At 68.2% G+C, this 19,400-nt stretch carries 22 protein-coding genes; 6 read left to right on the top strand and 16 right to left on the bottom strand.

What is annotated here, in order from left to right; translation table 11 throughout:
• Positions 1 to 10: 10 nt before the first annotated feature.
• From HWX87_RS04725 to HWX87_RS04705, 5 genes are all read right to left on the bottom strand, one after another.
• Positions 11 to 604 (bottom strand): thiamine phosphate synthase, encoded by a 594-nt coding sequence (locus HWX87_RS04725; RefSeq protein WP_176046018.1) that lies wholly within the window; start codon positions 602 to 604, stop codon positions 11 to 13.
• Between the two features lie 22 nt (positions 605 to 626).
• A complete protein-coding gene (locus HWX87_RS04720) occupies positions 627 to 1,970 on the bottom strand; it encodes a hemolysin family protein (protein ID WP_176046017.1) in 1,344 nt (447 codons plus the stop codon).
• 76 nt (positions 1,971 to 2,046) lie between these two features.
• Entirely contained in the window at positions 2,047 to 2,826 is a 780-nt protein-coding gene (locus HWX87_RS04715) for a HAMP domain-containing sensor histidine kinase (RefSeq protein WP_176046016.1), read from the bottom strand.
• 67 nt (positions 2,827 to 2,893) lie between these two features.
• Entirely contained in the window at positions 2,894 to 3,817 is a 924-nt protein-coding gene (locus HWX87_RS04710) for a DMT family transporter (protein ID WP_176046015.1), read from the bottom strand.
• Between the two features lie 41 nt (positions 3,818 to 3,858).
• A complete protein-coding gene (locus HWX87_RS04705; protein WP_176046014.1) occupies positions 3,859 to 4,716 on the bottom strand; it encodes a LysR family transcriptional regulator in 858 nt (285 codons plus the stop codon).
• Between the two features lie 113 nt (positions 4,717 to 4,829).
• On the opposite strand from HWX87_RS04705, the gene HWX87_RS04700 reads away from it, so the two are divergent.
• From HWX87_RS04700 to HWX87_RS04690, 3 genes are all read left to right on the top strand, one after another.
• Positions 4,830 to 5,213 (top strand): tautomerase family protein, encoded by a 384-nt coding sequence (locus HWX87_RS04700; protein WP_176046013.1) that lies wholly within the window; start codon positions 4,830 to 4,832, stop codon positions 5,211 to 5,213.
• A gap of 126 nt (positions 5,214 to 5,339) precedes the next feature.
• A complete protein-coding gene (locus tag HWX87_RS04695) occupies positions 5,340 to 6,986 on the top strand; it encodes a CHAD domain-containing protein (protein ID WP_176046012.1) in 1,647 nt (548 codons plus the stop codon).
• Positions 6,987 to 7,020: 34 nt separating this feature from the next.
• Positions 7,021 to 7,857 carry a TOBE domain-containing protein gene (locus HWX87_RS04690; protein ID WP_176046011.1) on the top strand — a complete coding sequence of 279 codons (837 nt, stop codon included), beginning with the start codon at positions 7,021 to 7,023 and terminating at the stop codon, positions 7,855 to 7,857.
• 166 nt (positions 7,858 to 8,023) lie between these two features.
• Here HWX87_RS04690 and HWX87_RS04685 read toward each other — a convergent pair whose 3' ends face one another.
• From HWX87_RS04685 to HWX87_RS04670, 4 genes are all read right to left on the bottom strand, one after another.
• A complete protein-coding gene (locus HWX87_RS04685; RefSeq protein WP_176046010.1) occupies positions 8,024 to 8,725 on the bottom strand; it encodes an ATP-binding cassette domain-containing protein in 702 nt (233 codons plus the stop codon).
• A 55-nt stretch (positions 8,726 to 8,780) separates the two neighbouring features.
• On the bottom strand, positions 8,781 to 9,458 hold the full coding sequence (gene modB, locus HWX87_RS04680; protein WP_176046009.1) for a molybdate ABC transporter permease subunit: 678 nt from the start codon (positions 9,456 to 9,458) through the stop codon (positions 8,781 to 8,783).
• 10 nt (positions 9,459 to 9,468) lie between these two features.
• The gene (modA, locus tag HWX87_RS04675; RefSeq protein WP_176046008.1) at positions 9,469 to 10,269 is read right to left on the bottom strand and encodes a molybdate ABC transporter substrate-binding protein; all 801 of its coding nucleotides are present in this window, start codon (positions 10,267 to 10,269) and stop codon (positions 9,469 to 9,471) included.
• Positions 10,270 to 10,397: 128 nt separating this feature from the next.
• Positions 10,398 to 11,096 (bottom strand): phosphatase PAP2 family protein, encoded by a 699-nt coding sequence (locus HWX87_RS04670; RefSeq protein WP_176046007.1) that lies wholly within the window; start codon positions 11,094 to 11,096, stop codon positions 10,398 to 10,400.
• Between the two features lie 259 nt (positions 11,097 to 11,355).
• Between HWX87_RS04670 and HWX87_RS04665 the strand changes: the two genes are divergently transcribed.
• Positions 11,356 to 12,450, top strand: coding sequence for a PHB depolymerase family esterase (locus HWX87_RS04665; RefSeq protein ID WP_176046006.1), 1,095 nt, complete (start codon positions 11,356 to 11,358; stop codon positions 12,448 to 12,450).
• Between the two features lie 96 nt (positions 12,451 to 12,546).
• Positions 12,547 to 12,723, top strand: a complete 177-nt coding sequence (locus HWX87_RS04660) for a DUF3563 family protein (protein ID WP_081051934.1) — start codon at positions 12,547 to 12,549, stop codon at positions 12,721 to 12,723.
• Positions 12,724 to 12,830: 107 nt separating this feature from the next.
• On the opposite strand, the gene HWX87_RS04655 is transcribed toward HWX87_RS04660, so the two are convergent.
• From HWX87_RS04655 to HWX87_RS04635, 5 genes are all read right to left on the bottom strand, one after another.
• Positions 12,831 to 13,250 (bottom strand): organic hydroperoxide resistance protein, encoded by a 420-nt coding sequence (locus tag HWX87_RS04655; RefSeq protein WP_176046005.1) that lies wholly within the window; start codon positions 13,248 to 13,250, stop codon positions 12,831 to 12,833.
• Positions 13,251 to 13,404: 154 nt separating this feature from the next.
• The gene (locus HWX87_RS04650; RefSeq protein WP_176046004.1) at positions 13,405 to 13,857 is read right to left on the bottom strand and encodes a MarR family transcriptional regulator; all 453 of its coding nucleotides are present in this window, start codon (positions 13,855 to 13,857) and stop codon (positions 13,405 to 13,407) included.
• A gap of 199 nt (positions 13,858 to 14,056) precedes the next feature.
• Positions 14,057 to 14,866: a BPSS1780 family membrane protein gene (locus HWX87_RS04645; protein WP_176046003.1), complete on the bottom strand. Its 810-nt coding sequence runs from the start codon at positions 14,864 to 14,866 to the stop codon at positions 14,057 to 14,059.
• Positions 14,857 to 15,855 carry a homoserine kinase gene (locus tag HWX87_RS04640; protein WP_176046002.1) on the bottom strand — a complete coding sequence of 333 codons (999 nt, stop codon included), beginning with the start codon at positions 15,853 to 15,855 and terminating at the stop codon, positions 14,857 to 14,859. Before HWX87_RS04640 ends, HWX87_RS04645 begins: the two co-directional genes overlap by 10 nt.
• 101 nt (positions 15,856 to 15,956) lie before the next feature.
• A complete protein-coding gene (locus HWX87_RS04635) occupies positions 15,957 to 16,352 on the bottom strand; it encodes a hypothetical protein (RefSeq protein WP_176046001.1) in 396 nt (131 codons plus the stop codon).
• A 129-nt stretch (positions 16,353 to 16,481) separates the two neighbouring features.
• Between HWX87_RS04635 and HWX87_RS04630 the strand changes: the two genes are divergently transcribed.
• Positions 16,482 to 18,008: an AMP nucleosidase gene (locus HWX87_RS04630; protein ID WP_176046000.1), complete on the top strand. Its 1,527-nt coding sequence runs from the start codon at positions 16,482 to 16,484 to the stop codon at positions 18,006 to 18,008.
• Between the two features lie 90 nt (positions 18,009 to 18,098).
• Here the strand turns inward: HWX87_RS04630 and HWX87_RS04625 are convergent, their stop codons facing one another.
• Entirely contained in the window at positions 18,099 to 18,287 is a 189-nt protein-coding gene (locus tag HWX87_RS04625) for a hypothetical protein (protein ID WP_176045999.1), read from the bottom strand.
• Positions 18,288 to 18,413: 126 nt separating this feature from the next.
• Positions 18,414 to 19,385 carry an aldo/keto reductase gene (locus tag HWX87_RS04620; RefSeq protein WP_176045998.1) on the bottom strand — a complete coding sequence of 324 codons (972 nt, stop codon included), beginning with the start codon at positions 19,383 to 19,385 and terminating at the stop codon, positions 18,414 to 18,416.
• Positions 19,386 to 19,400 lie beyond the last annotated feature (15 nt).

The following is a 19,400-nucleotide window of genomic DNA, read 5'->3' as shown; positions in this document are numbered from 1 at the left end:
CCGCCCGGATTTACCAGAACCCGCGAATGCCCGCGATGCCGTACGCGCCGTGGCGGCGCGCGTCGTCGAGATGCGCGTGCGTCATTCCGCCGAGCGCGAAGACGGGCATCGCGGCCTGCGCGGCCAGCGCATCGAATTGCGCCCAGCCGAGCGTCGGCGCACCGGGGTGGCTGAGCGTCGGCAATACGGGCGACAGCGTGACGAAGTCCGCGCCCGCGCGCGCGGCCAACAGCAGATCGTCGTGCGTGTGACAGGCGGCGGACACCCATCGTCCGGCCGGCAGCGGCCGCTGCGTGGCGGCGCGCAACGCGGTGCCGTCGAGATGCCGGCCGGCGCCGTCGAGCCGCATGACGCCGGCTGCATCGATCGGCCCATTGAGCATCAGGTGCGCGCCGGCTGCATCGCAGCGCGCGAGCGCCGCGGCGGCGAGTTGCGCGAACGCGGCTGCGTCGAGCGATTTCACGCGCAGTTGCACGAGCGTTTCACCGCGCTTGAGCACGGCCGACAGTCGGTCGAGGAACGCCGCGCAATCGGCCGCCGACGCGGACACCGGTTCCGGCGTGATCACGTAGCAGCGCGGCAGCGGCGCGGCCGTGGCGTTCATCGCGTGCGGCGCGGCGAGGCCGTCATTCGTCGGCCTCTTTCACGACCTTCGGATAGACGCGCACGAGCACGATGCGCGGCCCGTTCATCTTCTTCACGACGATGTCGAAGCGGTCGAACGACACGCGCTGCCCTTCGGTCGGCAGGTCGCTGAGTGCATGGATCACGAGGCCGCCGACCGATTCCGCGCGACCTTCGTCGATGTCGATGCCGAGCGCCTGCTCGAGCGACACGACGGGCAGGCTGCCCTTGCCCATCAGCGTGCCGTCGTCGAGGCGGCTCCAGTCGGCATCGCCCTGGCGGAATTCGTCGTGGATCTGGCCGACCAGCGCGCCGAGCAGGTTGTCGAGCGTGAGGAAGCCGATCGGCTTCTCGCCCTTGTTGCCGACCAGCGCGAAGTGCGGCGCGCCCTTGCGGAAGCGGCGGAACAGGTCGAGCGCCGGCGTGTCGGGCCGTACGTACTGCACGGGACGAACGTAGTCGGACAGGTCTTCGAGCGCCGCGCCCGCATGACGCGCGAGCAGCAGGTCCTTCAGGTGGATCAGCCCGCTCACCTGTTCGCGCGACGCATCCTCGAACAGCGGATAACGGCTGAAACGGTGCCGCGCGACGATCTCCATGTTGTCGGGCAGCGGCAGGTCGCGCCGCAGGCCGATCATTTCATGGGCCGGCCGCATCAGGTCCGACACGGTCATCGACGAGAAATCGAGCGAATGCGCGAGCGTGTTCCACTCGTCGTTGCTGTACGTGCCGCGCGCCGGCTGGGCGGCATTGCCGGCCGTGCTGCGGCGGCTGCGCAGGATCAGCTTCAGCTCGTCGGTCGAGTAGTGTGCGTCGCCGCCGTGGTCGGCCGACAGCCCCGCGAGCCGCAGCACCGCGTTGGCGCTGTTGTTGAGCACCCAGATTGCCGGATACATCGCCCAGTAGAACGCATACAGCGGCAGCGCGACCCACAGGCCGACCTTCTCGGACTGGCGGATCGCCATCGATTTCGGCGCCAGTTCGCCGACGACGATGTGCAGGAACGAGATCAGCGAGAACGCGAACACGAGCGAGATCAGGTGCACGACGCGTTCGGACTCCACGCCGATCAGGTCGAGCAGCGGGCCGATCAGTTGCGCGAAGGCCGGTTCGCCGACCCAACCGAGGCCGAGCGACGCGAGCGTGATGCCGAGCTGACACGCGGACAGGTACGCGTCGAGGCGGCCATGCACGATGCCGAGGATGCGGCCGCGCAGGCCGTGCTTGCGGGCCAGTGTCTTGACGCGCGTGGCGCGCAGTTTGACGAGGCCGAATTCGGCCGCGACGAAGAACCCGTTGAGGGCCACCAGGAACAACGCGCCGATGAGCGCGAAGATCTGTAACAAAGAATCGCTCCGGTTATGACAGGCCCATCAGTATAGAGCCAGAAAGGAATTTGTAATGTGTCGGGCGGCCGAATACTTACACCGGCGCCTCGCAGGGGATGGCGAACGTGAGGGTTGCCGACGCACCGTCGGCGAACGCGGTATGCGAGAACGTGCCGCCGTGCGCGAGCGCGACGCGCTGGCACAGCGCGAGCGTCCATGCGATCCGCTTCGCGTCGCGCTCGCGCAGCATCTCGCGCCGGGCGAACGCTTCGAACGCGTGCGGCTGCGCGGGATCGGCGAGTGCGGCGGCATTCACGGTGCAGGTGACGCGTGCGGTGAACTGCGCGCCGTCGCGCGCGCATTCGAACGTCACGCGTGCGCCGGGGGCGCTGGCTTCGACGGCGGTCGTCAGCATCGTCCACAGCGCCTGCGCGATGCGCGCGCGGTCGACGGTCAGCGACGGCTCGCCGTCCGGCAGCGTCGCATCGAGCGCGACCTGCCGCGCATCGGCGAGCGTCGCGCGCACGAGCGCGATCGTGTCGTCGAGCAGCGCGCGCAGCGCGAACGGCTGCGGCTCGAGTGCGAGCGCGCGGGTTTCCGCGCGCGGCGCGTCGAGCACGTCGTCGATCAGCGCAACCTGCTGGTCGATGCCCGTGCGGATGCCCGCGAGCGCGCGTTGCAGGTTCGGGTCGGCATTGGCGAGCTGGCGCTCGAGCACGTACGCCCAGCTGTGCATCGCGTTCAGCGGGCTGCGCAGGTCGTGCGACGCGGTGGAGAGCGCCTGGTCGCGCAGGAACAGCGCGGCCTGGGCGGCGTAATGCGCTGCGCGTTCGCGCAGCAGGTCGGCGGCGGGATCGACGGAAGTGGACGTCACGGAGCTGGCCTGTCGGAAGCGGTTGGCGTGGAAGTCACGCGAACCGCCATTATAGGGACGGCGCGTGTCACGCCGGCAGCGCGTCCTCGTCCTTTTTCCGGGCGTCGCCGTTCGGCAGCAACTGGCAGGCGAGCAGGCCGGCCAGCATCAGCGCGCAACCGACGAGCGCGCGCAGCGTCAGCGTTTCGCCGAGCGCGGCCCACCCTGCGATCGCCGCGAATACGCCTTCCATGCTGAAGATCACGGCCGCGTGCGCGGGCGCTGCGTCGCGCTGCGCGACGACCTGCAGCGTATAGCCGACGCCGACCGACAGCAGCCCGCCATACAGCAGCGTCGGCAGTGCGTTGCGCAGCATCGCGCCGCTCACCGGCTCAATGACGAGGCCGACCGCGAGGCATGTCACGCCGCATACGACGAATTGCATGAACGCGAGCACGAGCGGATTGTGGCGCTTCGCGAAATGGCCGACGGCCATCACGTGCGCGGCGATGATCACGGCGCCGGCGAGCTGGAACCAGTCGCCGTACAGCACCGAGAAGTGCTCGTTGATGCTGAGGAAATACAGGCCGATCGCCGCGAGCAGCGCGCCGAACCACGTGCCCGGGCCGATCCGGTGACGGGCGAACACGCCAATCAGCGGCACGATCACGACGTATAGCGAGCTGATGAAGCCCGCGTTGGCGATGCGCGTGTATTGCAGGCCGAACTGCTGCAGCGAGATCGATACCGCCAGCAGGCCGCCGAGCGCGAGGCCCGGCAGCAGCAGCGCGGGGGCGCGGCGGATCGCTGCGAGCTGCATGCGCGACGCGGTGTTGAGCATCAACAGCGGCACCAGCACGAGCGCGCCGAGCAGGAAGCGCAGCCCGGTGAACAGGAACGGCCCGATTACGTCGAGGCTCAGGCGTTGCGCGACGAACGCCGAGCCCCAGATCGCGGCGGCGGCGAGCATCAGCAGGTTGGCGCGGAGGTGCTTGCGGGCTTCGGGCTTCATCGGAATTCTTCTGGAGATTGCGGGCAGCGGAACCCGCTAGTTTACGCCGAGATTGCAAGGCTGTCGGCAAACCTGCGCAGCGCGGCCGCCGCCCGGGCGTCGCGTACGCGCGAATACAGCACGACCTGCGATTGCGGCAGCGGCGGCAGCCCGAATTTCGCGCCGACGTCGACCAGCGTGCGCGGTGCGACGCGCCGCGCGAGCGGGCAGACGGCGAGCCCCGCGGCGGCGGCGGCCGTGACCGCCGCGATCCCGCCGCCGATGAAGCGCTCGCGCCACGGCCGCGCTGCGCGATCGAGCGCGCGCAGCGCGGCGGCCCGCACGCCGCACGGGCCGGCCAGCACCGCGAGCGGCAACGGCTCGTCCGCGCGCGGCGCCCAGTCGGGCGCGGCGAGCCAGGCCAGCGGCTCGGCGAACAGCAGCGTACCGTCTTCGCGCGGCGGATCCTCGCCCGGCTCGTGCCGCACGATCACCGCGTCGAGCCGGCGTTCGTCGTATTGCGCGAGCAGGTTCGTCGACGTCCCGAGATGCATTTCCAGCGACAGCCCCGGATCCTGCCGATGCAGGCTCGTGAGCACGGCCGGCAGGTCGGGCACCGCGACGTGCTCGCTGACGCCGAGCGACAGACGGACCGTGCCGGCCGAGATCGCGCCGAGCGCGTGCTCGTGCGCGTCGAGCAGCGCGCGGGCGGCCGGCAGGAAATTCTCGCCGTCGGCAGCCAGCTTGACGACACGCGGCGTGCGCGCGAGCAGCGGCTTGCCGAGATGGGCTTCCAGCCGCTTCAGCTTCAGGCTGACGGCCGATTGCGTGGTGCCGAGCGCATCGGCGGCGCGCGTGAAGCTGGCGAGATCGGCGACCAGCACGAACGCGCGGACGGCATCGAGATCGAGTACTTTCATTTCAGATATAAATGAATGAAATATTCATCAATGACTGTTCATTATAGTTCTGCGAGCCTAACCTGATCCTGTGTTTCCGTTCTTCAACGTCACTCACCGACAGGAGCAGGACCATGCCATTCACCCGTATCGCCGTACGCGAAGGCAAACCGGCCGCCTACCGCGCGGCACTCGTCGACGGCGTGCATCGCGCACTGATGCAGACCTTCAACGTGCCCGAGGACGACATCTTCATGGTCGTGACCGAGCATGCGGCCGAGAACTTCGTGTACGGCCGCCATTACCTCGACGTCGAACGCAGCGACGATCTGGTGATGATCCAGATCACCGCGAACAACACGCGCACGCTCGAGCAGAAGCGGGCGCTGTACCGGACGATCGCGGAGAACCTCTCGCAGAAGCCCGGCGTGCGACAGCAGGACGTATTCATCAGTCTTGTCGAGGTGCTGAAGGAAGACTGGTCGTTCGGCAACGGCCTCGCGCAATACGCCGTTTGATATCCGACAGGGCAGCAGGGCCAGATCGTCGCCGGCACGTTTTTGCGACGTGTACTATGGAAGCTGCTTCACGGGCGACGCCGGCGCGGTCGATGCGCCGGCGATTCTTCTTGTGCGGGAGCCTTCATGTCGCGTGTGCTGGAAATCGTGTTGTCGCTGTCGCTGGAAGGTTGGCCGGTCAAGGCTGCGAGTCGCACCCGCGGCACGCAGCGCGACTTCGGCGCCGAACTCGTGCGTGCGTGGCGGATCTGCCCGCAGGTGCGGATGCGGCGCGGCCATGAACGCGTGACGATCGAGCCGTGCCAGATCGAGGAGGCCGAGGCGAGCCCCGGCGCAAGCTGGTGGACCTGGGTCGAATCGAACGCGCATGGCAGGCGTGTCGTCGCGTCGCGCACGAAGGCGTTCGCACCCGGCGTCACCGAGCGTGAACTGTTCGATGCGGAGCATGCGGGCATCGTCGTCGCGATGCCGTTACCCGTACCCGTGACAACGACTGCAGCCGATGCCGACGCACCGACCGACGACGTCGATGGCGTCGCGCCCGACGCCGCCGCGCCCCCGGAGGCGGATGCGCAGCCCGAAGCGTCGGCGCCGCACCTCGTCAGCGAACGGCGGCGCGGGCGGTGGGCCGACGACAGCGGCGTCGTGGTCGAAATGACGCTCGACGACATCACGCTGTACGGCGGCGGCGAGCCGCCGCGCCGTTATGTCGAGTTGCGTCTTGCCGCACCCGACTGGGAAACCGTCGCCGCGCGCACGGCCGCGTTGCAGGCACTGTTCGCCGCGGCGCGCGAACTGAGCGGCGCGTGGCCCGCGTTCGTGCAACTGACGAGCGTGATCGACCGCGCCTGTGCGGGCGAGCCGATCGCCACCGGGCTGGTCAAGGCGCAGCTCGTCGACCTGACCGGCATCCGCACGCAACGCGCCGCACTGTTCGCGCTGTCCGGCGACATCACCGCGCAGTGGCTCGGCAACGAGGGCGGCGTGCTCGATCGCGACGATCCCGAATTCGTCCACCAGATGCGCGTCGCGCTGCGCCGCCTGCGCACGCTGATGCGTTTCTTCCCGCTCTTTGCCGACCGCCAGTGGCGCGACACGCTCGGCGTCGATCTGCGCTGGCTCGCCGCGCTGCTCGGCACGGTGCGCGACTGGGACGTGTTTTCGACCGAAAGCCTGCCTGCGCTGATCGCGGCCGACGGCGGTGACGGCGACTGGGACGGTACGCTCGACGTGGCACGCGCGCAGTCGATGGCCGCGCGGGTCGAACTGCGGCAGGCGCTGCATTCGGCCCGCTATGCGCGGCTGACGCTCGGCTGGCTCGAATGGCTGAGCACGCTTGCGCTGCCGGCGGCTGAAGGCGGCGATGCGCCGTCGCTGCGGCGGCACGCGACGAAGCGTGTGCGCCGGCTGTTCGGCCATCTCTACGCATCGCCGTCGCTCACGTCGCTCGATACGGCTGCGCGCCACCAGGTGCGGATCGATGCGAAGCGGCTACGCTATGCGCTCGAGTTCTTCGCGTCGCTGGCGTCGCGCCGCACGCGCAGCGAGACGGTCAAGACGCTCACGCGCGTGCAGAGCGTGCTCGGCGAAGCGAACGACACGATGGTCGCGCTGCATCACCTCGAACAGCTGGCGGCGCCGCCGTACCAGCTCGGTTTCGTGCGCGGCTACGGCGCGGCGCTCGAACAGCGCGCGGCGCGCGACGCCGAAACGCTGCTGGCCAGCCTGCGTCCGCCGAAGCTCGACGGCAAGCCGGGCCGAGCGGCGCGCTGACTATAATGGCCGCCCGTTTTCCGCACGCATCCCAATGACCGACGCACCGCATTCTTCCTCGTCCGCCGAACCGCTCGAACTGGGCGGCGAGCTGTGGTTGCGCGCCGGCGAGCAGACGCTCGGCGGCGCGACGCGCATCGCGCTGCTCGCGGCGATCGGCGATACCGGTTCGATCACGCGCGCGGCGAAGGCCGTCGGCCTCAGCTACAAGGCCGCGTGGGACGCAGTCGACACGATGAACAATCTCGCCGGCGAACCGCTCGTCGCGCGTTCGACGGGCGGCAAGGGCGGCGGCGGCACGACGCTGACACCGCGTGCGACGTCGCTGATCGCCGCGTTCCGCACGATCGAGCGCGAGCATCGCCGTTTCATCGAGGCTGCGAGCGCGGCCGTCGCCGGCTTCGACGTCGACTGGGCGCTGATCGGCCGGATCGGGATGAAGACCAGCGCGCGCAACCAGTTGTTCGGCAAGGTCGCATCGATCGTGCGCGGCACCGTCAACGACGAGGTGACGCTCACGCTGCCCGGCGGGCAGCCGGTCGTGGCCGTGCTCACGCACGAAAGCGCCGATGCGCTCGGCCTGCGGGAAGGCGCGGATGCGTGCGCACTGGTGAAGGCGTCGTGGGTCGTGCTCGCGGTCGACGATGGCGGGCCCGACCTGAAGGTGTCCGCGCGCAACCGGTTGCGCGGCAGCGTCGAAGCCGTCGCGGCGGGCGCGGTGAACAGCGAGGTGACGCTGGCGCTCGACGGCGGCGGGACGCTGACGGCCGTCGTCACCAACGACAGCGTCGCGGCGTTGCGACTCGACGCGGGCCGGCCGGCGATCGCGCTGTTCAAGGCATCGAGCGTGATTCTCGCGGTGACGGGCTGACGAAGCACCGGGGCGGTGCACTTCGAAGATCGTATGACGGACGGGGCGAAGCCGGCATCGCACAGCACGTGCACGGCGCCGGCTTCGTTTCCGCTTTCGACATATGCCGCTACGCGCGGCTTCTCTCAGGCTCCAACCTGCCTGCCACGACCACGGCCTCGCGCATTCAGGTGACGCGCGTCGGCCACTCGGCGTGCGGCGGGTTCGCCTGCACGCGTCCTTCGCTCAACTGCACGACCTGGTCGCCGAATGCGGCGACGTCGTCGGGGTCGTGCGAGATCAGCACCATCGGGATATCGAGTCGCGCCTGCAGCTCGGCGAGCTCGTGGCGCATGCGCTGGCGCATCGCGCCGTCGAGCGCCGCAAACGGTTCGTCGAGCAGCAGGATTCGCGGTTGCGCGACCAGCGCGCGCGCCAGTGCGACGCGCTGCTTCTGCCCGCCCGACAGTTGCGACGGATACTGTCCCGCGAGCGTTTCCAGGTCGAACGCACGCAGCCAGTACGCGACCTCGGGCGGCACTGCTTTCGCGCGCGGGTTGCGCAGCCCCGGCGTGAGCCCGAACGCGATGTTCTGGCGCACGTTCAGATGCGGAAACAGCGCGTAATCCTGGAACAGGTAAGCGACCCGGCGGTCGCGGGTCGGCACGTCGATGCGGCGCGCGGCGTCGAACAGCGCTTCGCCGTTCAGCGTGATCGAGCCGTCGTCGGGCGACAGCAGGCCGGCGATCGCCTGCAGCGTCATGCTCTTGCCCGCGCCGGACGGCCCGAACAGCACGACGCGCTGCGTCGTCGCGGTGAACGACATGTCGAGCGTGAAACGCCGCTCGGCGTTCGCGTAGGTCTTGCGGATGTCGACGACGAGGCTCATGCGGGCCCCCGCCGAAGCAATCCGGCCGTCGAACGATACGGACGGGGCACTTGCTTCATGTCAGCTGGCTCCGCCCGGTGCGCGACGGCACGAGCCAGCCGGTCGCGAGCAGCACGAGCACGCAGGTGATCGACGTCACCAGCACGAGGAAGTTGGCCGTGTTGTCGTCGCCGGCCTGCACGGCCGCGTAGATCGCGACCGACAGCGTCTGCGTGCGGCCGGGCAGGTTGCCCGCGATCATCAGCGTCGCACCGAATTCGCCGAGCGCGCGTGCAAACGCGAGCAGCGCGCCCGCGAGAATGCCGCGCGTGGCGAGCGGCAGCGTCACGCGGAAGAACACCGCGACTTCGCCGAGCCCGAGCGTGCGCGCCGCGCGTTCGAGATGCGGATCGACGCCTTCGAACGCGGCGCGCGCCGACTTCAGGATCAGCGGAAACGCGACGACCATCGACGCGATCACCGCGCCTTGCCACGTGAAGACCAGTTCGATGCCGAGGTCGTCGAGCCACGCGCCGAACACGCCGCGCCGGCCGAGCAGCACGAGCAGGTAATAGCCGAGTACCGTCGGCGGCAGCACGAGCGGCAGCGTCAGGATGGAATCGACGACGTCGCGTAGCGGCGAGCGCCAGCGCGCGAGCACGAACGCGGCCGCGACGCCGAGCACGATGTCGAGCGCGGTTGCCCAGCCGGCAACCTTCAGCGACAGCAGCAGCGGTACCCAGGCGTCTTGCATCGCGTGACGCTCACTTGCCCGCGGGCTTGAAGCCGAACGTCGACAGCACGGCCTGGCCTTGCGGCGACGCGACGAAGTCGATGAACGACTGCGCCTGCGCGGCGTGCCGGCTGTCCTTCACCACGGCGATCGGGTAGGTGATGGCCGTCTTGGTCGGTACCGTCAGCGCGACCTTCACGCGGCCCGGCATGATCGCGGCGTCGGTGCCGAACACGAAGCCCGCGTCGACCTCGCCGCGCGCGACGTAGTCGAGGCTCTGGCGCACGTTGGCGGCCAGCACACCCTTCGCGCTGACGGCATCCCACACGCCGGCCGCGCGCAGCGCGCCTTCGGTGTAGCGGCCGACCGGCACCGATGCCGGGTCGCCGTATGCGATGCGTTTCACGCCGGGCGCCGTCAGGTCGTTCAACGACGTCGGTGCGGCCGTGCGGCTGTCAGCCGGCACGATCAGCACGAGCGAGTTCGCCGCGAAATCGCGACGCGTGCCGGGCACGATCACCTTCTCGTCCGCCGCGCGATCCATCGCCTTCTGGTCGGCCGACGCGAACACGTCGGCCGGTGCACCCTTGGCGATCTGCTGCATCAGCACGTCCGACGCGCCGAAGTTGAACAGCACCTTGGTGTCCGGATGCTGCTTCTCGTACGCGTCGCCGACGGCCTTGAATGCGTTCGTCAGGCTGGCGGCGGCCGACACGACCAGTTCGTCGGCGGCGGAAGCGGGCGCGCTGAACGCGATACCGGCGGCGGCAAGCGTGGCGATCGGCAGCAGGCGGAGCAGGGTGCGGCGAAGCGGACGGACGGATGAGCGCATGGTGGATTCGTTTGGAATGGGTAGAAACCGTAATCGTAATATAGGGCGGGTTATAACGCTCGACATACCGTTCATGCGACGGCGCGCATGAAATGGTCAGACCTGAAAAGGGGCGGCCGGGCGGCCAGTCACGTGCGCAGCGTGCGCGTCGACGATTCGGTGCGCTGCAGCGACGACGGCTGCGACGCGGGACGGTAGTTCGGGTTGGCCTTCCAGCGCGCACGGACGAACGGGCGCTCGTGGCCGGACAGTTGCAGCGCGACCTTGGTGACCCAGCGATGCGACGGCACCGTGATGCCGTGCAGTGCGACGGTGACGATCGCGAGGCTCGCGACGACCGCGGGCACCGACCAGCGGTGCGGCACCGCGCGCCACGAGCCGGCGATGAATGCGAGTGCGGCGATCGCGCCGACGATGCAGCCGGTGATCGATTCGGACGGCGAATGCGCGTCGAGTGCGACGCGCGACACGCCGACCGCGACGCCGGCCGCGAGCCCGAGTGCGATGCCGGCGATCCGCACCGGCGTGCGCGTGCGGATCAGCGCGAGGAAGATCGCGACCGGATACACCGACGTCGACAGCATCGCATGGCCGCTGAACCCGGTGAAATCCCACGCGCGGATGCCGATGCCCCAGCCGAGGAACGCGATCTTCGTGAGCGCCACCACGCCGATCGCAGCCGCCAGCACGCCGAGCCACGCGGCCGCGCGCTGCCACGAGTAGCCGAGTGCAAGCCAGACGGCGATCGTGATCGCGAGCGGCAAGGTCAGGCCGGCGCCGCCGAACGCGGTAATCATGATCCACAGGTGAGACGACAGGTCGAACATCGGGAAGGGGACGAACGAAGGCGGGGAGAATGCTTAAATCAACGCGCGAGCCGGGAAGAACGACTACAACGGATACAAGCGGCGAAACCCCAGTATAGCGCCGCGTGTGCATGAGGCCCGTTTTTTGCGCCGCCGGGAACTATCCGCATGCAGGAAAAATCCCAGAAACAATGTTATGGTGCATTGCACAAAGTCGAACGATGCATCCGTTGCGGTGCCTTCATGGCGCCCCTATTTTTCCTGACTGCGAGCCCGATCGATGACCAAAAGTCTGACCAAGGTGTGGGTGGGCGGCATGAAACGCATGCTGTCTCCGGCCGCCAAGCGCGCGGCGCGCGATGCGCAGCGCATCACACGCGACGCACTCGAGGCTGCGGCCTCTCCCGCCGCATCCGATCTGTCCCCGCCACGCGAATCGCGCGTGCGTCCGCGTGCTGCCGCATGGGCGGCGGGCGAGTGGACGCGCGGCGAACATCCGATGGCGCCCGCGCTCGGGCGCCTCGTCCAGAATCTCGCGTACGGCCTGTACGTGCCGCCTGGCCGCCGGCGCGGCACGATGCCGCTCGTCGTGATGCTGCACGGCTGCCAGCAGTCCGTCGACGAATTCGTGCAGGGCACGCGGATGAACCTGCTGGCCGACAAGCACGGTTTCGCGGTGCTGTATCCGGAACAGTCGTTGCGCGCGCACGCCCACGGCTGCTGGCACTGGTATGAAGATACCGACCGCGCGGGCCGTGGCGAGGCGAACACGGTGGCGTCGCTGGTCGACGCGCTCGTCGACGAACACGGTTTCGATGCATCGCGCGTCTACGTCGCGGGGCTGTCGGCCGGTGCGGGCCTTGCGTCGCTTCTTGCGCTGCACCATCCGGACCGCTTCGCGGCGGTGGCGCTGCATTCCGGCCCCGCGCTCGGCGAGGCGAATTCCGGCATCACCGCGATGGACGTGATGCGGCGCGGCCTGCGGCAGAACCCGGCCGCGGTGATCGATGCGCTGGTCGATGCGGCTGCGTATCCCGGCATGCCCGCGCTGATCGTCCAAGGTGACGGCGACCACGTCGTCGCGCCGAAGAATGCCGATCAGCTGACGGTGCAGTTCATGCGCCTGAACGGGCTGGCCGATGCCCGCGGCGCACTGCGCGGCGGCGAACGCGTCGAGACGCGCGAAGCAGGCGCGCAGATCACCGACGTGTGCCGCGACGGCGAGCCGGTCGTGCGGCTTTGTCATGTGAAAGGGCTCGATCATGCGTGGTCCGGCGGCGACGAAGCCGTGCCGTTTCACGCAGCGGTCGGCCCCGATGCAAGCGCGATGATCTGGGCCTTTTTCGAGGCCAATCAACGGACTGTGGCGACCTGACGACGCACCGTCCGATCAGTGCTAGCCAAAGCCTAGGGTTTTCCCTATAATTCGGGAAAACCCTAGTCAAAGAACCTTTGGATTGCGAGATCGAACATGTACCTGCTGAGCCACCTCTTCCTGATGCTGACCAAGAACGCTGAAAAGGCCTCGAAAGAGCGCGCCGAGGCGTACCTGGCCGATGCCACCGACATCTACGATCTCGAATTCCGCATGCGCAAGATCGATCGCGAAGCGGCGATGAACCGTCCGTACTCGATCGGCTCGCGCTAAGCAGCGCAGGCGGGCGCGCTGGCCCGCCGTTTCGACGAATCGCGCAAAAGGGCGCGTGCGGCTACATGCCGCACGCGCCCTTTTTGCATTTGCGGTCCGGCGTCGCGTCAGACGACCGTTAGGCGCACCGGCACGTTGTTGCGCGTCGCGTTCGAATACGGGCACACGTGGTGGGCCTTTTCGACCAGCGCCTGCGCGTCGGCCTTGTCGAACCCGGGCAGCGACACGCGCAGCTCGACGTCGAGCCCGAAGCCGCCTGCGTCGTTCGGGCCGATGCCCACTTCCGCCGTGACCTGCGTATCGGCCGGCAGCGCCTGCTTGTTCTGGCCGGCGACGAATTTCATCGCGCTCAGGAAACAGGCCGAGTAACCTGCGGCAAACAGTTGCTCCGGATTCGTGCCTTCCGCACCCGTGCCGCCGAGTTCGCGCGGCGCGGCCAGCTTCACTTCCAGCTTGTTGTCGGCGGATACTGCGCGGCCGTCGCGGCCGCCCGTGCTCGTGGCGCTGGTCTTGTACAGAATGTTCATCGTGCAGCTCCTGTCGGGAAAAGGTGAAAAGCGGTCCGGTCAAACGGGATGTCGCCGGCCACGGAGAAAATATAGAACACAAATCATTAGTGTGCAAATGAAATTTTGAAGAAAAAGCCCGGCAGTGCCGGGCCGGGTGGTCGGCGCTCGCGTGTCAGCGTTCGTTGGCGGCCGACAGCGCGGTGCGCAATTGCTGGAGATCGGCGCGCAGCCTGATCAGGAAGTCGGGCGTCTGCTGCATCGCGCAAAAGAGATCGGCGGGCACCGAGCGCGCGCGATCCTTCAGCGCGCGGCCTTCCGGCGTCACGCGTACGTTCACGACGCGTTCGTCGGCCGCGCTGCGCGCGCGTTCGACGTAACCGAGCGCCTCGAGTCGCTTGAGCAGCGGTGTGACGGTGGCCGGATCGAGATCGAGCCGCGCGGCGATGTCCTTCACCGCGATGTCGTCGCGCTCCCACAGCACCAGCATCGCGAGATATTGGGGATAGGTCAGCGACAGCTTGTCGAGCAGCGGCTTGTACGCCTTCGTCATCGCGTGCGAAGTCGAGTAGAGCGCGAAGCACAGTTGCTCGTCGAGCGTCTGGGGCAGAGCGGGTGGTCGGTCCATGATTCGGCTGGCGCGCCGGACGCGCGAACAATTTGTACGCAAATTATTTTGCGCGCAAAAGATCGGGTTGAACAGGGGCGCCCGGCGAAGGTTGCCGGTGATCGACGCGGAAAAAGGGGGATGATCGGAAGTGCGCCGGGAGGCGGCCCGGCGCGGTGAACGGCGTGACGGCCAGCGCCGCGCGCCGGCCGGGGAGGCTTCAGCGGCCCGACGTGGTCGTCGGCGCGCCCGGTTCCTGTACGCCGAAGCAGCCGCGATAGGTCGCGTAGAACGAGCAGTACAGCATCGTGACGATGATGATCGTCACCGGCATCATGATGGTCAGCGCATACGCGCCGGCGCCGAGCGCCTGCAGCAGCAGCGACAGCGCGAGCGATGTGCCGAGCGCGACGGCGAACCACAGCACGCCGTACACGACGAAGGCGCCGCGATTGCGCCAGCAGCTGACGACGCTGAAGAACAGCGCCTTTGCAGGCGGCACGTCGTGCCACGCGACCAGCACCGGCGCGAACCAGAACAGCATCGCGACCGGCAGATACAGCAGCGTCGCGAAGAACAGCGCGCCGAGCGTGCCTTGCGCGGCCAGTGCTTCCGGTGTCGTGCCCGCTTCGTCGGCCGCGCCCATCATCACGTGGAACAGCGCGCCGCCGTCGACGAACGACGAAGCCGCGAACACCAGCACCATCGACGCGACGTAGATCACGCCGAGCACCAGCAGCCGCTGAGTCGCGACGGTGCCGTACGAGCGGAAGCCGTCGACGAGGATCGTCGGCATCACGGGTTTGCCGGCCACCGTGTCGCGGCACGCGGCCATGAAGCCGACCGCGATGCCGGGAATGAACACCAGCGGCAGCGCCGAGCCGATCACGGGCACCCTCGACACCAGCGTGATCGCCAGCAGGTACGTGAAGAACAGGGTGATGAACGCGAGCGGGTTCCGGCGGAACAGCCAGACGCCTTGACGGAACCAGACATAGCCCGTTTTGGCGGGCACTTCGATCAGTTGCATGCGGTTTGGATCTCGGGAAGCGCGGGCGTATGCGCGATACGCTCGCGCAGGATGCGTTCGAAATGGCCAGGGTCGTGCGGCTTGAGCATTTCGGCCGCACGCGGCAGGTAAAAGTCGTACAGGCGCGACACCCAGAAGCGGTACGCACCCGCGCGCAGCATGTCGCTCCAGTGGCGGCGTTCCTCGGCCGTGAACGGCCGCACGGTCTGGTACGCGCGCAGCAGCGCGTCGGCGCGCGCGGCGTCCAGCACGCCGGTCGCGAGGTCGACGCACCAGTCGTTGACCGTCACCGCGACGTCGAACAGCCACTTGTCGCAGCCGGCGAAATAGAAGTCGAAGAAGCCGCCGAGCCGCACGTCGTGGCCGGTATCGGGCGCCGCGTGCGCGAACAGCACGTTGTCGCGGAACAGGTCGCAATGGCACGGCCCGGCCGGCAGCGTCGCGTAGTCGTCCGACGCGAAGAAGGCCGCCTGGTGCGCGAGCTCGCCTTCGAGCAGTGCGCGTTGCGCGTCGGTGATGAACGGCACGATCGCCGGCACGTTCTCCTGCCACCACGGCAGGCTGCGCAGGTTCGGCTGGGTGTTCGGATAGTCGCGCCCTGCAAGGTGCAGGCGCGCGAGCATCTGCCCGACCTCGATGCAGTGTTCGACCCCCGGCGCGAGCTCGGCCGCACCGTCGAGCTTCGTGACGATCGCGGCCGGCTTGCCGTGCAACTCGCCGAACAAGGCGCCGTCGTCACGCGGAACCGGATCCGGCACCGGCACGCCGTGGCCGGCCAGGTGGCGCATCAGGTCGAGGTAGAACGGCAACTCTTGCGCCGACAGCTTTTCGAAGATCGTGAGGACGTACTCGCCGCGCGTCGTCGTCAGGAAGAAATTGCTGTTTTCGATACCGGACGGAATGCCGCGGAACGCAAGCACGTCGCCCAGTTCGTAGTGGCGCATCCATTGCGCGAGATCGGAGTCGGAAACAGCAGTGAAAACGGCCATGCGGGATGCGTCAGGTCAGGGTGTCGGCACGCGGGCGGCGTGCGTCGCGACAGCAGGTGAAGGGAGGCGGCGCACCGCGAACGACGCGGCGGGCCACGGAATCAGTAGCGCAGGTTCAGCGACGGCAGGCGCGTGATCGGGATGCCCGCGTCGTGCGGCTTCGGCGACGTGTCGGGCGTCGAGCTCATCTGGTAGCGCGTGCCGAAATTCGACTTCACGTCGATCTCGACCGGCTTGCCGCGGTCGCGGTACTCGGTGACCTCGGTGCCGTTCTTGCTTTTTTCGTGGAAGCTCGGCGTGCGGCGGATGTCCGCGAAGTCCACTTTCGACGTGACTTCGGCGCCCGGCCGGTTGATCTTGCGGAGATCGGGCAGGCCGGCGGCCTCGTTGGCCTCGGCCCGGGCCTGCGCATCGGCGTCAGGCGTGCCGCCGGCGGCGTAAGCGGCGCTGGCGGCGGCAAGCGCGGCGGCAGCGACGACGAGAATGAGCGGCTTCATGATGAGTCTCCAGTGAACCTACCGATTTTAGCAAATACTGCGGGCCATCCGGCCCTCGCGTGCGCAGGGACGGCCATAAGCGTGACCGGGTTCCGTGGTAATGTCGTTCGATCAGACGAGGTGATGAAAATGAAGAACGATTTGAGCCGCCGGCACCGAGTGCTGTCGCCCGAAAGCCCGTCGGTCGAGGCTTTCGACGATCCGATCGCCGCCGTTGCGCGGCTGTCCGCCATTTACGACACGAATACGGGGTTCCTGCGCGACGCGTTCGCGCGCTATCGCCGCCACGAACCGATTACCGAGCACGTGCGCGCGTGCTATCCGTTCGTGCGGATCCGCACCGATGTCAACACGCACGTCGATTCGCGCCGCTCGTACGGTTTCGTCGCCGGCCCCGGCGTGTTCGAGACGACGGTCACGCGCCCCGACCTCTTCGCGAACTACTATCGTGAGCAGCTGCGCCTGCTGGCGAAGAACCACCATGTCAAGATCGAGATCGGCGTGTCGTCGCAGCCGATCCCGATTCATTTCGCGTTTCCGGAAGGCATCCATCTCGAGGGCGAGCTCGACCGCGACCGCCTGCTCGCGATGCGCGACATCTTCGACACGCCCGACCTGTCGTATCTCGACGACCGCATCGTCAACGGCACGTTCGAGCCGGCCCCGGGCGAGCCTCATCCGCTCGCGCTGTTCACGGCCGCGCGTGTCGACTTCTCGCTGCACCGGCTGCGCCATTACACGGCGACGTCGCCCACGCATTTCCAGAACTACGTGCTCTACACGAACTACCAGTTCTACATCGACGAGTTCGTGAAGCTGGGCCGCACGGTGATGACGGAGAGCGACGATCCCGAGGTGCGCGCATATCGCAGCCAGTACAGCTCGTTCGTCGAGCCGGGCGATGTCGTCACGTACAACGCGAACCTCGGCAGCGAGCCGGCCGAGGGCGCCGCGCCGCCGCGCCTGCCGCAGATGCCCGCGTATCACCTGAAGCGCGCGGACGGCAGCGGGATCACGATGGTCAACATCGGCGTCGGTCCGTCGAACGCGAAGACGATCACCGATCACATCGCGGTGCTGCGTCCGCACGCGTGGGTGATGCTCGGCCACTGCGCGGGGCTGCGCAACACGCAGCGTCTCGGCGACTACGTGCTCGCGCACGGCTACGTGCGCGAGGATCACGTGCTCGACGACGACCTGCCGCTGTGGGTGCCGATTCCGGCGCTGGCCGAAGTGCAGCTCGCGCTCGAGCGCGGGGTGGCCGACGTCACGCGGCTGGAGGGCGTGGAACTGAAGCGCGTGATGCGCACGGGCACGGTCGCGAGCGTCGACAACCGCAACTGGGAATTGCGCGATCATCGCGAGCCCGTGCAGCGGTTGTCGCAGAGCCGCGCGGTCGCGCTCGACATGGAAAGCGCGACGATCGCCGCGAACGGCTTCCGCTTCCGGGTGCCGTACGGCACGCTGCTGTGCGTATCGGACAAGCCGCTGCATGGCGAGCTGAAGCTGCCGGGCATGGCCGACACCTTCTATCGCGGGCAGGTCGACCAGCATCTGCAAATCGGCGTGAGGGCGATGGAGATCCTGCGTACCAACGGGCTCGACAAGCTGCATAGCCGCAAGCTGCGGAGCTTTGCGGAAGTGGCGTTCCAGTAATGTGAACGCCGGCCCCGGTCGGGGCGCGCGCCGCGATGGTCGACGCAACCGCCAACCGGGGCACCACCGCTTTCCTCCTGCGAACCGGCGTCAGCGCACGGCCCCGGCGGCCGCTTCGTGCACCCCGTTCTGATCCGTTTCCCGCATCGAATCGGACACTGCGTCGACGACCCGGCGCGCATCCGCGTGCCGCTTGCTCGCCAGCCGCTGCTCCCTTCGGATCAACGGCATGCGGGCGGGATTGGCCTCGGACAAGGGCAATCCCGCCATCGACGTCATGCGATCCAGCCGACTGCCGGATCGCTCGTACGAAACGAGTGCGATAGCCGGCGGTTCGCGACCGCGTGCCGGCCATGGCTGGTGCGGTACCGATATCCTGGTCCGACCGGGCCGCAGGCGCCGCGCTCACCATTGCACCGGTTCGACCATCCTGTCGAAAGCTGCCTCGAGCATCGCGGTTTCGCGTTCGTCGAGCGCCAGATCGAGTGCCGCGAGCGCATCGGTCATGTGATACGGCTTCGACAACCCGACGATCGGCGCCGTCACGCCGGGTTGCCGCAGCGCCCATGCGAGCGCGATCCGGGCAGGAGGCAGGCCGCGCGCCTGCGCCACCTGCCTGACCGCTTCGACGGTTGCGGCGACCGCATCGCGACCGTCGTACCAGGACACCATCTGCTGATCGGTCGCGGCGCGCGTCGTCTCCGCGCTGCGCGAGCCGGCCAGCAGCCCGCGGCCGAGCGGAGACCATGGCGTGTACGCGATGCCTTCCTCGACGCACAGCGGCAGCATGTCGCGCTCGTCTTCCCGGCAGATCAGGCTGTACTGGCTCTGCATCGACACGAACGGCGCGAGGCCGTGATGTCGCTGGAAGGCGAGCATCTTCATGAATTGCCACGCGTGCATCGACGATGCGCCCAGATATCGGGCCTTGCCGCTCCTGACGATGGCATCGAGCGCGTCGAGCGTTTCGTCGATCGGCGTATCCGGATCGAACCGGTGGATGACGTAGAGATCGACGTAGTCGGTGCCAAGGCGCTGCAACGACGCGTCGATGCTCGCGAGCAGATGCTTGCGTGACAGCCCGCGTGCATTCGGCCCGTCGCCGGTCGGGAAGAACGCCTTGGTTGCGATCACCACGTCATCGCGTGCCGTGAAGTCGCGCAGTGCGCGTCCGAGAATGCGCTCGCTCTCGCCACCCGAGTAGATGTCGGCCGTATCGAAGAACGTTACGCCCGCGTCGAGCGCCGCGCGGATGAACGGGCGCGCCACCTCCTCGGTTACCACCCACGGCCGCCACGACGGATGGCCGTAGGTCATGCAACCCAGGCACAGCTTCGATACCTTCAACCCGGACGTTCCCAGTCTCACGTATTCCATCGGTTCGACCTCCGT

Source organism: Burkholderia sp. BCC1644 (assembly GCF_902833225.1).
Taxonomy (GTDB): domain Bacteria; phylum Pseudomonadota; class Gammaproteobacteria; order Burkholderiales; family Burkholderiaceae; genus Burkholderia.
This window is presented reverse-complemented; position numbering and strand designations above follow the sequence as displayed.

What these genes read in the sequence shown, in the direction of transcription:
- HWX87_RS04705 (WP_176046014.1), bottom strand. Translation starts at nt 4,716, where the DNA reads ATGAAAGTACTCGATCTCGATGCCGTCCGCGCGTTCGTGCTGGTCGCC.
- HWX87_RS04665 (WP_176046006.1), top strand. Translation starts at nt 11,356, where the DNA reads ATGACCAAAAGTCTGACCAAGGTGTGGGTGGGCGGCATGAAACGCATG.
- HWX87_RS04625 (WP_176045999.1), bottom strand. Translation starts at nt 18,287, where the DNA reads ATGACGTCGATGGCGGGATTGCCCTTGTCCGAGGCCAATCCCGCCCGC.
- HWX87_RS04670 (WP_176046007.1), bottom strand. Translation starts at nt 11,096, where the DNA reads ATGTTCGACCTGTCGTCTCACCTGTGGATCATGATTACCGCGTTCGGC.
- HWX87_RS04695 (WP_176046012.1), top strand. Translation starts at nt 5,340, where the DNA reads ATGTCGCGTGTGCTGGAAATCGTGTTGTCGCTGTCGCTGGAAGGTTGG.
- HWX87_RS04630 (WP_176046000.1), top strand. Translation starts at nt 16,482, where the DNA reads ATGAAGAACGATTTGAGCCGCCGGCACCGAGTGCTGTCGCCCGAAAGC.
- HWX87_RS04650 (WP_176046004.1), bottom strand. Translation starts at nt 13,857, where the DNA reads ATGGACCGACCACCCGCTCTGCCCCAGACGCTCGACGAGCAACTGTGC.
- HWX87_RS04700 (WP_176046013.1), top strand. Translation starts at nt 4,830, where the DNA reads ATGCCATTCACCCGTATCGCCGTACGCGAAGGCAAACCGGCCGCCTAC.
- HWX87_RS04660 (WP_081051934.1), top strand. Translation starts at nt 12,547, where the DNA reads ATGTACCTGCTGAGCCACCTCTTCCTGATGCTGACCAAGAACGCTGAA.
- HWX87_RS04685 (WP_176046010.1), bottom strand. Translation starts at nt 8,725, where the DNA reads ATGAGCCTCGTCGTCGACATCCGCAAGACCTACGCGAACGCCGAGCGG.
- HWX87_RS04645 (WP_176046003.1), bottom strand. Translation starts at nt 14,866, where the DNA reads ATGCAACTGATCGAAGTGCCCGCCAAAACGGGCTATGTCTGGTTCCGT.
- HWX87_RS04640 (WP_176046002.1), bottom strand. Translation starts at nt 15,855, where the DNA reads ATGGCCGTTTTCACTGCTGTTTCCGACTCCGATCTCGCGCAATGGATG.
- HWX87_RS04690 (WP_176046011.1), top strand. Translation starts at nt 7,021, where the DNA reads ATGACCGACGCACCGCATTCTTCCTCGTCCGCCGAACCGCTCGAACTG.
- HWX87_RS04655 (WP_176046005.1), bottom strand. Translation starts at nt 13,250, where the DNA reads ATGAACATTCTGTACAAGACCAGCGCCACGAGCACGGGCGGCCGCGAC.
- HWX87_RS04710 (WP_176046015.1), bottom strand. Translation starts at nt 3,817, where the DNA reads ATGAAGCCCGAAGCCCGCAAGCACCTCCGCGCCAACCTGCTGATGCTC.
- HWX87_RS04725 (WP_176046018.1), bottom strand. Translation starts at nt 604, where the DNA reads ATGAACGCCACGGCCGCGCCGCTGCCGCGCTGCTACGTGATCACGCCG.
- modB (WP_176046009.1), bottom strand. Translation starts at nt 9,458, where the DNA reads ATGCAAGACGCCTGGGTACCGCTGCTGCTGTCGCTGAAGGTTGCCGGC.
- HWX87_RS04620 (WP_176045998.1), bottom strand. Translation starts at nt 19,385, where the DNA reads ATGGAATACGTGAGACTGGGAACGTCCGGGTTGAAGGTATCGAAGCTG.
- HWX87_RS04635 (WP_176046001.1), bottom strand. Translation starts at nt 16,352, where the DNA reads ATGAAGCCGCTCATTCTCGTCGTCGCTGCCGCCGCGCTTGCCGCCGCC.
- modA (WP_176046008.1), bottom strand. Translation starts at nt 10,269, where the DNA reads ATGCGCTCATCCGTCCGTCCGCTTCGCCGCACCCTGCTCCGCCTGCTG.